Source organism: Staphylococcus sp. Mo2-1 (assembly GCF_046721385.1).
GTDB lineage: Bacteria > Bacillota > Bacilli > Staphylococcales > Staphylococcaceae > Staphylococcus > Staphylococcus equorum_A.
The window spans coordinates 418,263-430,821 of the sequence record NZ_JBEUUK010000001.1 but is presented as its reverse complement, the minus strand read 5'-3'; the positions used below and the strand labels follow the sequence as shown (position 1 = coordinate 430,821).

At 32.4% G+C, this 12,559-nt stretch carries 7 protein-coding genes and 6 pseudogenes; 2 read left to right on the top strand and 11 right to left on the bottom strand.

Annotated features, from left to right (window positions below):
- Positions 1–25 precede the first annotated feature (25 nt).
- The 6 genes and pseudogenes from ABLV95_RS02185 to ABLV95_RS02160 all read right to left on the bottom strand — a co-directional run bounded on the left by ABLV95_RS02185 (position 26) and on the right by ABLV95_RS02160 (position 5,718).
- Positions 26–404, bottom strand: a pseudogene (locus ABLV95_RS02185) (hotdog fold thioesterase).
- Positions 397–1,753, bottom strand: a pseudogene (locus ABLV95_RS02180) (Na+/H+ antiporter family protein). The pseudogenes ABLV95_RS02185 and ABLV95_RS02180 overlap by 8 nt, the downstream one beginning before the upstream one ends.
- Before the next feature lie 242 nt (positions 1,754–1,995).
- A complete protein-coding gene (locus tag ABLV95_RS02175) occupies positions 1,996–3,474 on the bottom strand; it encodes a M17 family metallopeptidase (protein ID WP_460876265.1) in 1,479 nt (492 codons plus the stop codon).
- Positions 3,475–3,663: 189 nt separating this feature from the next.
- Positions 3,664–4,872: an NAD(P)/FAD-dependent oxidoreductase gene (locus ABLV95_RS02170; protein ID WP_460876263.1), complete on the bottom strand. Its 1,209-nt coding sequence runs from the start codon at positions 4,870–4,872 to the stop codon at positions 3,664–3,666.
- Positions 4,873–5,108: 236 nt separating this feature from the next.
- Positions 5,109–5,469, bottom strand: a pseudogene (locus tag ABLV95_RS02165) (HesB/IscA family protein).
- A gap of 12 nt (positions 5,470–5,481) precedes the next feature.
- The gene (locus ABLV95_RS02160) at positions 5,482–5,718 is read right to left on the bottom strand and encodes a YuzB family protein (RefSeq protein ID WP_002512218.1); all 237 of its coding nucleotides are present in this window, start codon (positions 5,716–5,718) and stop codon (positions 5,482–5,484) included.
- Between the two features lie 454 nt (positions 5,719–6,172).
- Here ABLV95_RS02160 and ABLV95_RS02155 point away from each other — a divergent pair.
- Positions 6,173–7,238 (top strand): annotated as a pseudogene (locus ABLV95_RS02155) (NAD(P)/FAD-dependent oxidoreductase).
- 139 nt (positions 7,239–7,377) lie between these two features.
- On the opposite strand, the pseudogene ABLV95_RS02150 reads toward ABLV95_RS02155, so the two are convergent.
- Positions 7,378–7,690 (bottom strand): annotated as a pseudogene (locus ABLV95_RS02150) (YuzD family protein).
- Between the two features lie 106 nt (positions 7,691–7,796).
- Between ABLV95_RS02150 and ABLV95_RS02145 the strand changes: the two are divergent.
- A complete protein-coding gene (locus ABLV95_RS02145; protein ID WP_002483816.1) occupies positions 7,797–8,039 on the top strand; it encodes a NifU family protein in 243 nt (80 codons plus the stop codon).
- 435 nt (positions 8,040–8,474) lie between these two features.
- Here ABLV95_RS02145 and dltD read toward each other — a convergent pair whose 3' ends face one another.
- The 4 genes and pseudogenes from dltD to dltA form a co-directional block, all read right to left on the bottom strand.
- Positions 8,475–9,620 carry a D-alanyl-lipoteichoic acid biosynthesis protein DltD gene (dltD, locus tag ABLV95_RS02140; protein WP_460876261.1) on the bottom strand — a complete coding sequence of 382 codons (1,146 nt, stop codon included), beginning with the start codon at positions 9,618–9,620 and terminating at the stop codon, positions 8,475–8,477.
- Positions 9,617–9,853, bottom strand: coding sequence for a D-alanine--poly(phosphoribitol) ligase subunit 2 (gene dltC, locus ABLV95_RS02135; protein WP_057512747.1), 237 nt, complete (start codon positions 9,851–9,853; stop codon positions 9,617–9,619). Before dltC ends, dltD begins: the two co-directional genes overlap by 4 nt.
- An 18-nt stretch (positions 9,854–9,871) precedes the next feature.
- Positions 9,872–11,086 carry a D-alanyl-lipoteichoic acid biosynthesis protein DltB gene (gene dltB / locus ABLV95_RS02130; protein WP_069833028.1) on the bottom strand — a complete coding sequence of 405 codons (1,215 nt, stop codon included), beginning with the start codon at positions 11,084–11,086 and terminating at the stop codon, positions 9,872–9,874.
- Positions 11,086–12,547, bottom strand: a pseudogene (gene dltA, locus ABLV95_RS02125) (D-alanine--poly(phosphoribitol) ligase subunit DltA). Before dltA ends, dltB begins: the two are co-directional and overlap by 1 nt.
- Positions 12,548–12,559 lie beyond the last annotated feature (12 nt).

Sequence of the window (12,559 nt, the reverse complement as noted above, 5' to 3'; positions counted from 1 at the left end):
CTTTATATCGCTCTTTTTATTTTTATTAACGTTTCAAAGGCTTTATAGCAATTGTTCCGCGCATAACACAAATTAATCTATCTGTATCGTCTTTAATATCTATATTCCATACCTGTGTTGTCTTACCTTCATGTATGATAGATGCCGTTGCGTAAATTGTGCCCTCTGTGGTAGAACCAATATGATTTGCATTCATTTCTAATCCTAGTGGTACATATTGATCCGTATCGATTAAATATGCTCGCACCCATAGAACAAGCTGTCTCTCCTAATGCTAAACTTGCGCCACCATGTAAATAGCCAAATGGTTGTTTAACTTGATCAGTTACTGGCATTGACATAATTAATAAACCCTGTGCTTCTTTTTCTATTTTCATGTTTAACGCTTCTAACATATTAGTCATTGCTTGTCACTCCATTTTCACTTAATAGCTTTATAGTACCATAGCAGACAATTGTACCGAAAATAATTAATGGTATATTGTAAAACATAAAGTTAGGAATACACGTATCTCTAATATGATCATGCTGACCATCAACATCTAAACCTGCAGTTGGGCCTAATGTTGAATCACTTGCTGGCGAACCAGAATCACCTAATGCACTTGCTGTACCAATTAAAGCTATAAGCGCCATCGTGCTTAATCCTAATGATTCACCTAAAGGAACAAATAATGTAGCTATAATAGGTATCGTAGCAAATGAGGAGCCAATGCCTAACGTGACAACTAATCCAATCAAATACATTACGATAATACTTATAAGTTTGTTATCTCCTATCACACCACTAATACCGTTCACTAATTTAGCAATATCTCCTGTTTCATTCATTACACCCGCAAAACCATTTGCAGATAAAATAACGACACCGATAAAGGACATAATTTGTATACCATCTACAAATTTTTTGTCTAATTCAGTCCATTTATATGCTCTAGAAATAAAGAATACTAGGACACCTGCTAATGCACCAAAGATCATTGAATCTGTAAACAATTGTACAAGGAATGTTGCAATGATTGAAACTACTGTAACTATAAGTATATAAGGTTTAATTTCAGTTTGAGTTGTATCTTTTACTTCATCACGCTGAATATATTTTCTTGGTTTTCTATAATAGTATATACCTGCAATCAAGCCGACAATATACCCTAGCGACGGGATGAGCATTGATTTCCATATCATACCCATTTCAATTGGGTGGCCTGCTTTTGAAAAACCACTTTGAATAATTTGATGGAAAATTTGACCAAAACCAAATGGCATAAGTACATAAGGAAAACATAAACCAAAGCCTATAATAATCGCTATTTGTCTTCTATCGATATTAAGTTCATTAAACAAACTAATGAGTGGTGGTATAACAATTGGAATAAATGCAATATGTACAGGAATTAAGTTCTGACTCATTATACTTATCGCTAATAATGCAACAATAATAATAATTTTCACTTTTATTCGTGACATTTTACTATTTTCAGCATGGATAGCATCTATAATTTTATTCACTAAATAATCGGTAATGCCACTATAAGAAATAAGTGCTCGCAAAACCACCTAACAAAGCATAACTAAGTGCTACTTCAGCACCATCTACTATATTTTTACCAAAGACGGACACAATTTCAGTGATATTCATTCCTGAAATTAAGCCACCTACGAGCGCACCAATAAATAAACTTATCACTACATTTAATCTACATAAACATAGGACAATCATCAGTACGACTGCTATAACTACTGCATTCATCACAAAGCATAACTCCTTTACCACGTTATCGAACTAAAGCATTACGAGATTTATAATATCAATATCTACTTCAATTGTCAATGACATTTACCCAAAGCGTTCTCATATTTTTCAACAAATTAATCATTCATCACCTGTCGTCAAATGATTGTTGAATGTTCTTTTCATATTATAAATAAAAAAATGGAAAACCCTATAAAATGATTTATGAGTTTTCCATTTTAATAATAACAAAAATATTTAAATTACTTTAATGTACGCAACCATTGAACAATGGTTGGTATTAAATAGCCTGTCGGTCCTTTTGGTCCTTTATGTGTGTTGCTATGAGTTGTTGCAGGGCTCGCAATGTCAAAATGTAAATGAGGTGTTTCACCTGCAAAATGATTAATAAATGTAGCAACAAACAAAGCTTTTCCATGACCATTCGTATGATTAACTAAATCTGCGACTTCACTTTTACGGATTAAACTTTGTTCTGTAGCAGTCATTGGTAATTCAAAAACATATTCGTCTACTAATTGTGCTTTAGCCAATATAGCCTCAAGTTGTTGTTCTGCATTATGTTTAAACACTGCGGCTTTATCTTCACCAAGTGCGGCTACAGCTGCGCCAGTTAAAGTTGCAAAATCAAGAATGACTTGCGGTTGAAATTGCTTTGCATAAAATACCGCATCTCCTAATACTAAGCGTCCTTCAGCATCCGTATTTAATACTTCAACAGATTCACCGCTTAACGCTGTATAAACATCGTCAGGTTTCATAGCTATTTCATTCACCATATTTTCAGCGGTCGCAATAACCCCTACAATATTTACTTTAAGTTCTAATTGACGTGCCGCTTCAATCATTGCAATCACATTCGCAGAACCACACATATCATACTTCATTGTTTGCATACCTATTTTAGGTTTAATAGAATAGCCACCAGAATCGTAAGTGATACCTTTACCTACAAGTGCGATAGGCTCAGCATCCGCATTGCCTCCATTATATGTAAGTGTAATAACTCTAGGGCCATGCTTTGAACCCTTACCAACTGCATGTATCAATCCAAATCCTTCACGTTGTACCGTATCGCTATCTTTAATATCGACAGCAACGTCTGTATCTTTAAAGTGGTTTTGAATGCATTCAGCATAATAACCTGGTGTTAATATATTAGGCGGTATATTACTATAATCGCGCGCTAAATTAATCGATGAACCAATAATTAATCCTTGCTTAACAAATGTGTGCACTGTTGAACTTTCTGTATGTATATCTAAGTCAAGTTGATAAGGCGGCATTTTATTCGTTTTATAACCATCAAATTGATACGTTGCTTGTTCACTTTGCTGCCCTAAAATTTCTGCAACCGTATCTATCGTGATTACCTGAGAGCCAAACGTATCAAATAAGAGCGAAGCCTGAGTAATTCTGTCTTTTTTTAAATATTGGAATAAGTTACCAAATACTTTTAAAAAATCACTATAGTTCGTTGTTTTTAAATTGCCTAAACCAACTGTGATGAGTTTTAATTTTTTACCATTTAATGAAAACAGTGTACTAGAAATTGTCCCAACATTTGTATTAATAATTTGATTACGTTTTAGTTCTTCTAATTTTTCAATTATATTTTCATCTTCTACAGTTAACTCGCTAATTTGATTCAAGTGTTCCGGCACACCAACTACTAAAGTTTTATTGTTAATATTAGTATTGCTTTGCATTGTTACTTCCATTGCGCATCCCTCTTTTTAAATTAAATTTTTAATGTGTCATTGTCTAACAATTATTTTATTAAAAATGATACTACAGTTTATATGGCTTAATGCTTTTTCATTTAATAAAAAGACCTATCTATTTACTAGACAGGTCTTTTTAAGTACAGAATCACATAGTGCATGCGCCTGTATTATTTAATTGATATATTAAAATTTACCTTTTTTAAATGCTAAGCCGACACCGCCAAGTTTGTATACTGCACGTGTATCGATAACTTTTTTCATGAATGCAGCTTTTTTACCTTGGATATCTTTACCGTAAACAACGCCTACACCATCATTAGAACCTAATGAACATACAGTACCACGATCAACATATTCAAATTCTTGAGTTGGTTGACCTTCTAAAATATTTTTAATATTTTTAGCAGTTTGTTCACCTTGTTGCATAGCAATTTGTGCAGTTGTTGGTAATGGACGTTCTTCACCAACTGGGATAAATGCAGAAACATCACCAATTGCAAAGACATCGTCATAACCTTCTATAGTTAAATCTTGTTTAGTAACGATGCGTCCACGTTTAACACCTTCAAATGATTCTTCCATTAATTTGCTACCACGAACACCAACAGCCCATACAACTGTATTAGCTTCCAATTGTTGCTCTTCATCGTTAACTTTTACTACGAAACCTTTTTCGTTAGTCGCAACGATTGGAGTACCAATTTTGAATTCTACGCCTCTATCTTCTAAGTAACTTACAGCATGGTTAACTAATTCATCAGAGAACATTGGTAACATTTTTGGAGCAGCTTCGACACAAGTTATTTTTACTTTGCCTTGTTCTACACCATATTTATTACATAATTCAGGGATGCGGTCAGTTAATTCACCTAAGAATTCCACACCAGTAAATCCTGCGCCACCAACAATAATAGCTAAATCCTTGTCATCTTTTTGTTTAGAAGATGCATAGTTAGCAAATTTGTCTTCGATATGACGAGATAATTTACGAGCAGTTAAAACGTTTTCAATTTGGAAAGCATGGTCTTTCATGCCTTTGATACCAAATGTTTCAGTTTCGAAACCTAATGATACAACTAAGATATCGTAATCAAAGATACCAGCGTCAGTTTCTACTTTTTTAGCATTGCGGTCGATTTTTGTAACTTCTGCTTTAACAAAGTTAACTTTGTCTTTGTTTACTACACTTTCAACTGGATATAGTAAATCTTCATAGCTAATCGTACCTGCTGAAGCTTCATGTAACCAAGTAGCTTCATAATGGTAATCATTTTTATTAATTAATGTAACTTCAGCTTCATCTGCTGAAATTTGCTTTTGTAATTTTGTAATAGTTTGTAAACCTGCATAACCCGCACCTAAAACTAATACTTTTTTACGATCTTGAGCCATTTCATTCACCTAAGCTTTCATAATTTTTTTGTTGCCATAGTCTTTTGCTATACCCTATATTTTAATTAGTAATTCACAAAAAAGACATTTTTTACCCAATACTAATTTTATAGTTTTTATAGCTTATTTTCAAGCGCTAATGCCCATATTGTTTATTATTTCACATAAACTTATAAAAGGCTATAGTTCACCTTGGATATTATGCGAACTATAGCCTTTAAATTTTAAAAATCAAATTAACAATCTTCTGGAGAACCAGCAACTTTGGCTGTTCTAAATGAACTACCACAACCGCAAGATGCAACTGCGTTTGGATTATCAATTTGGAAACCGCCACCCATAAGTGACTGTTTGAAATCAATTCTAGTACCATCTAATACAGGTTTGTCATATTTTTCTACAAGTATTTTCAAACCGTGGACTTCCAATACTTCATCGTTGTCACCTGGCTCTGCTTCAGCTGACATGCCATAAGTAAGGCCTGTACAACCGCCACCATTTATTTTAATTTTTAAATAACCATCTGCCATATCATTTTGTTGTAACATGTCTTTTACTTCATATGTCTGCTGCTTCAGTTATTTCAACTACTGCCATTATAATTACCTCCTAAAAAATCCATGTTTCTTCTATATGTGCGTAAATTTTTTGTAATAAGTCATCTGGCGATTCACCTTCAACGATATCACCATTCACTAGTGCGTACAACCCACTTGAACATAGTCCACAATTTTGTAGACATCCATATTCTAATACGTCTACTTCAGGGTCATTTTCAAGTTGATTATATACGTAGTCCCCGCCTTTCGCTAAATTCGAAATGCAGAACTCAATTATTGGATTCATAATACACCCTCTCATAAATTATCAGTTAAACAATTATAACAAATACTGGACATATTTGACTACATACTAGCTTATAATATCTACACTTTTAAACTGACTTATCGAACAGAATAAGCAGTTGATTATAGATATATAATAACTCTGTTAAACATATTTATTTATCAAATAGATCACGTCAAAACAAGCCGTTATTACTTAAGTTGATGAAATAATAAATTCTGTTTCAAATTAAATGTAATTACAAATAATAAAGTATCTACTTTATTTGTAGAAGTATTCAAAAAGGCTTATAATATATCTAAGTAAGCAGATTATAGAAAATTGGTATATCGATGAAAGACGAAATATGATTTAACCACATTATATTTAATAACTTACATTGACGAGTTTAATATAAAATACATCTCATTTTATCTTATTGCTCAATACAATTTTTACTAGAGGGGTATCACAAATGAAAAACTTAGTATTATTAGGTGGCGGTTATGGAAATATGCGTATTATGTCACATATTTTACCATCTGCACTTCCTGAAAATTATTCGGTCACATTAATTGACCGTATGCCTTACCACTGTTTAAAGCCAGAGTTTTATGAGTTGGCTGCTGGTACTAAATCTGATAAGGATGTTCGTATGAATTTTCCTGATTCTGATCGCATCAACAATGTTTTTGGCGAAATTAATGATATTGATTTAGAAGATCAAATTATTTCCGTTGGCAATACGAAAGTAGATTATGATGAATTAGTAATTGGTTTAGGCTGTGAAGATAAGTATCACAATGTTCCAGGTGCTGAAGAATACACACATAGTATTCAAACGCTATCTAAATCTCGTGAGACATTCCACCATTTAAGTGAATTACCAAATGGTGCCAAAGTAGGTATCGTTGGTGCTTGGATTAAGTGGTATCGAATTAGCAAGTGAATTACGTGAAAGTCGTGAAGATTTAAAAATCTACCTCTATGACAGAGGCGAACGTATTCTACGTCGTTTTCCTGAAAAGTTAAGTCAATATATTGAAAATTGGTTTAAGAAAAATGATGTAACTGTAGTACCAAACTCTGATATTAACCGAGTGGAACCAGGTCGTATCTATAATAATGATGTACCTGAAGAATTAGATTTAATCGTGTGGACAGCAGGTATTCAACCTGTTGAAGTAGTAAGAAACCTTCCAATAGACATTAGTAAAGGTGGCCGTGTTATTTTAAATCAATATCACCAAGTGCCTACCTATAAAAACGTCTATGTGGTAGGTGACTGTGCAGAATTACCACATGCACCAAGTGCACAGCTCGCTGAAGCACAAGGTGATCAAATTGCAGATGTTATGAAATTACAATGGCAAGGCAAAGCACTTCCAGAAAAAATGCCTGAAATTAAAGTTCAAGGTTTCCTTGGCTCACTTGGGGATAAAAAAGGTTTTGCTTATATAATGGACCGAACTGTTACCGGGCGCTTAGCTTCTATTTTAAAATCAGGCGTACTATGGTTATATAAATACCATAACGGTTAAATAGCCCTCTCTTCTCAATTTCACTATTAAGAAAAATAAATTTGGACAATAAAGCGCTTAAGACATTATAATTAAATGTCTCAAGCGCTTTATATTTTTTAAAAACGTAATATTAAATGAAAGACTAAACAGTAAATGATTAATGCGAATCCATAAATTTCGTGATATCTTTTAATTGAACATAACCATCTGATACATATGCTTCATTTATAGTAACTAATGGATAGAATAATTCATCTTCTTGAATGCGTTCAATGTACTGTTGATCATGATCTGTTAAGTTCTCAGTATCTTTTTCAATATCAATATATGTGAATTCAAACTGAATATCTGGATACTTCCTTTTTAACAATGGTTGTAACCAATCATAAGTATTGCGTGCTTGTTGGTGCATTAACACAACTTGCACAAACAATATCTGCACCATAAACGATTACACTAGCTTTATTCATTTTAACATTCCCCTTTTGTATCGATTGATAGATTTTTCCTTACATTTCTATTATAATAAAAAGATAAGTAGAATATGAAATAACTCACTTGAAAGGAGGCATTTCCATGCCAACTGAAAACGTAACAATGTTTGATCAAGTAGCAGAAGTAATTGAAAAACTGCGTCCCTTCTTACTACGTGATGGCGGTGACTGTTCACTCGTTGATGTAGAAGATGGTATTGTTAAACTACAATTACATGGCGCTTGTGGTACATGCCCTAGTTCAACAATCACTTTAAAAGCAGGTATTGAACGTGCTTTGCATGAAGAAGTACCAGGAGTAATCGAAGTAGAACAAGTATTCTAATTGATATATTCATATATAGATAACATCTAAAGATCAAGTTTCTTTCGAGCACTTTAATTAACTATTTCACTTTTGCAATGCGAATAGTTTCAAAGCATAGACAAGCTAAACGAATAACATCGTTTAGCTTTTTTGTTTTGCTAAAATTACAAGTGCTTTAATATAGATGTATGCTTTGTCATAATATCAATTTTCTGACTGATTATACAATATTACGGACTTTTTTCACCGTGACTCTCTAATAAATGCATCCTAAAAATAGTATAGGGAATACGAAATCAATTTCTGATTCGCATTCCCTATCTCATAATAACTATTTGTCTTTATAAATGGAGAAGTATTTTTTTAAAAACTTAATATAAATACATGCTCAGTTTAGACATCTAATCTACTGATTTATCAATTTGGTCGGAGACTTGTTAATAAAGCGCTAAATTATTCTTGTAAGTGTTGATTAATTCTTTCGCTTATATACACCCAGCCTTTCCGACCAATATGTACTGCATCACTTACAACATATGGTTCATAATCTTTATCTGACATATCATAAACTTCCCCGCCATGTTCTACAATTGTTTGATTGATTTTTTTATAGATACCTTGTCTTCTGTGTTTATCAATACCAATATAATCATACCACTTACCATTAGATGGTAAGATTATATATTCAACATCAGCACCGACTTCGTTGAGTGTATCTACTAACAATGCTAAATCATTAAACTCAGGCGAGTTAATATTGAACTCATAATCTCTATTTATTTTACGTTTATGGCTTTTTATTAAATCCCAATATTCATCTCTAATACCAAACTCATTTGATTTTGTTCGTGCTTCTCCATATTTTTCTGCTTGCTGTTGAATATCTTTCCATGACTGGCCTTCTTGAGTTACAGGTTTAACTTGCGATAATGGAGAGGAAGTTAACGGAAACATAGCTTTTATTAATTCAATTTTTTTAAATTGATTATCTTTGAAAGATGAAATATAAGCATCATTAACATTTTGGGGTTGTTGAGCTATTTTTTCCAAGTACGACTTATTTTCAGCATCTTTAAACTGTAACAACCTTTTAGCAAATCGTTGTTTAAGTTCAGGGCTTAAATTATTTTGTTTAAACAGTTGATTTAACTGCGCTTTAGAAATACGTGCTTTAAAATTTTCAGAGGTTAAACCATTATTAGTAAACCATTGTGGTGATACAATAAAGGCCATTTTTTTACCTTTAAGATTATCATATTGCGAACCAAGTTCTACTGCGTTAACTAAATCTGTTGAACCACCCGTTCCAATTAAAAATGGTTTGCCAGAAATATTTTTATCATTGTTTATTAATATAGTCGGGTTAAAAGGATCATCTTTTTCAAGTTCACTCGAACCGTAAATTGAATAATATGCATCAGATTCATACATTTTATCTTGAATTAACGTTCCTTTTAACACTTGATCTGATAATGATATACGTTGTGCTTCTAACGTTTTTGAATTGACCAATCCTGTAAACCAATTCACTGGTATAGCTAAGAAAATCCCAAACAATATAAGACTTACGATAATTGGTATAAATGGCTTTAATTTCATCTTAATTCTTCTAAAACCGCTACAATTTTATTTGGTGTTTCCCATTCGTCTCTATCAAAATCCATGATTGAAACCTCAATATCTAATTTGTTTTGTATTTCTAGTAAAAGCCCGACTGTTTGAAATGAGTCTATTATGCCTTCTTCAAATAACTCAACATCTGGATTCTCTTTAACAATACTATTTTCAGCTACTTCTTCTAATAAATCTAAAACTTGCTCTCTAAATTCCATGAAAATTCCTCCTATTTTTTAAAACAGTTTTCCTGAAAATATCAGAAAACCAAATGTCACAAAATGAAATGTGATAACGATACTTAACATTGTGGTAAATTGATTTTGCCATCGAGGTGGGTGGTTTTTCCGCCACTTTTCATAATAACCGTAGCCAATAAAGAGTGCCGCATGATACAAACCATATAAAATATAATGAAATTCAATACCATGCCACACACCCATGATTAAAAAGTTAAGTGAGAACGCAATATTCGACATCGTAAATTGGCTTTTCAATAATTTTTTCTTTGACATAAAGAATAAGGCCCTCATATATATACAATCTCTAAACCAAAACGATAAAGACATATGCCATCTATTCCAAAAATCCTTAATATTTTTAGCTTTAAAAGGTTGCTTAAAGTTTTGAGGCGTTTGTATGCCATACAAATAACTAAATGCAATTGCAAACAACGAATAGCCCGCAAAATCAAAAAACAAATATAAACTGTAGGCATACATATACAACCATTTTGCAGAAAATCTCGTAAAATCTAACATAAGTGGATTGATTGCATACATTTGGATTAAGTAAGCAATAATATATTTATACAAAAATCCTAGCATTATAAAATGAATTGCTTTAACTAATAGTTCACGATAACGCTCACTATTAGGTACCTTATTATCATCTTTTACAAATCGTTTATATCGATCAATAGGCCCTGATGAAATGGTTGGAAAGAATGAAATAAATTGTATGACTTTCCAACTTTTTATTTCTTTAATTGAGCCGTCACGTATTTCCATCAATAATTGAACACTTTTAAAAGTTACATATGAAATACCTAAAAATCCTATGAACTCTATTACTTTATTTTCGTGAAGTTTCAGCTGTGCAGTTCCAAACCAAGAACTTTGCATCACTTTCACAATAATTAACGGTAATATAGATAATGTGATTACCATAAAAAATTTGTTAAATGTATTATTTTTAGCTCTAGATTTCCAATAATACATAATAATTACGACTTGCCAAATCGTATAAAGCACAAAATTTATAACCTGAACACTTAAATAATCCAGTCCAAATAAATTGTGCTTTTCAGATGAGAAAATAAGTACAATCATTATCGCAGTACTCACACCATTATATATACGACTTCTTTTACCCATAAGACCAAGAATAATGACCGGTATTAATACTATAATTGCTATGAGAAAAAACATAAATGTGCCATATGGAATCATTACATTACATCCTCAGCAATCTTTTTACGATCTAATTTACCATTTACTGTTAGAGGCAATTTATCTTGGAATATAACTTTCCTTGGTATCATATATTCTGGTATATGCTGTTTTAATTCATATTTGATGCCATGAATTGCTTCTTGTTCATTTTCAACACGGTCCGCTTCATTTACTACGATTACCGCATTTAAATGTATGACTTTATTACCTTTGTATATTGGCACTACTATAGCTTCCTTGATACATGCTATTTGGCGTAATTGAAATTCTATTTCTTCTAATTCCATTCTGTAACCATTTAATTTAATTTGAAAATCTATGCGACCATTAATAAACCACTGGTCATCTCTTAATTCTGCCTTGTCACCAGTGTAGTATTGTTTTTTATTATTATTTATTTTAAAAACTTCATTAGAACGCGCCTCATCTTTGACGTATCCTTCGCTTACACACTTTCCAGAAATAACAAGCTCGCCTTTATCTGTAAGTGACAAAAATGTACCTGGTCTTGGCACTCCTACCGGTAAAGGATTATATTGCTTAATTACCGCTTCAGTAATCAATATGCTTGTAACAGCTACAGTTGCTTCTGTAGGACCATATGTGTTGTATATATAAGCAGATGGAAAACGCTGTAATAACATTTCGGCAGTTCTATGCGTCAAAATTTCACCACAAAAGAAAAATTCTTTTAAACTCGTGTATGTTGTCTCAGATAAATTAGGTAGCATTAAACACATCTCCATAAAGGATGGCGTTGAAACCCATATATTTATGTTTGAGTGCTCCAAGCATCTCATTTAATAGTTTAGGTTTATTAATCATCGTTTTATCTACTAAATTTAATGTGCCTGCGGTAGCGATACATGGATACACTGCCATTACTGATAAATCAAATGAAAATGGTGCTTGATTCAACCATTGTTGCTTATAACCTAATGCATTAAGGTCAACCATCCATTCAGTGAATTCATTTAAACTTTCGTAGCTTATTTGAACTCCTTTAGGCTCACCTGTTGAGCCAGATGTAAATATCGTATAAGCAATATCCTCACCTACCATTTTAGAATCAAATTGTTTCATGTTTAATGTACTTATTATCATACTGTGATCTATCACATCAATTTTCTTTATATTTATATCATTGTCAGTTGTATTGAATATAAATTGACCTTCTATTTTTTCAATAATGGACTGAATACGATCTTTAGGGATAGATGTATCGAGCGGTACATAACCACAACCTGCTTTAATACTTGCTATCATGCCGACAATCATAAATGGAGACATGTGGCCATATAAAATGAGCGGTCGCTTCGAATCTTTAATAATGTCAGCGAGTATATTTGAATATTGGTTTAATTCACGATACGTCAAACTTTCATTATTATGTTGAATTGCTTTATGATCAGGGTGATTTTGGGCATTTTCAATTAGTGAATGTATAATATCTTTCATGCTTCTCTCCTC

Bases quoted from the DNA above. Each gene is read 5' to 3' on its own strand.
- ABLV95_RS02175 (WP_460876265.1), bottom strand. From the start codon at position 3,474: ATGGAAGTAACAATGCAAAGCAATACTAATATTAACAATAAAACTTTA.
- dltD (WP_460876261.1), bottom strand. From the start codon at position 9,620: ATGAAATTAAAGCCATTTATACCAATTATCGTAAGTCTTATATTGTTT.
- dltB (WP_069833028.1), bottom strand. From the start codon at position 11,086: ATGATTCCATATGGCACATTTATGTTTTTTCTCATAGCAATTATAGTA.
- ABLV95_RS02145 (WP_002483816.1), top strand. From the start codon at position 7,797: ATGCCAACTGAAAACGTAACAATGTTTGATCAAGTAGCAGAAGTAATT.
- dltC (WP_057512747.1), bottom strand. From the start codon at position 9,853: ATGGAATTTAGAGAGCAAGTTTTAGATTTATTAGAAGAAGTAGCTGAA.
- ABLV95_RS02160 (WP_002512218.1), bottom strand. From the start codon at position 5,718: ATGAATCCAATAATTGAGTTCTGCATTTCGAATTTAGCGAAAGGCGGG.
- ABLV95_RS02170 (WP_460876263.1), bottom strand. From the start codon at position 4,872: ATGGCTCAAGATCGTAAAAAAGTATTAGTTTTAGGTGCGGGTTATGCA.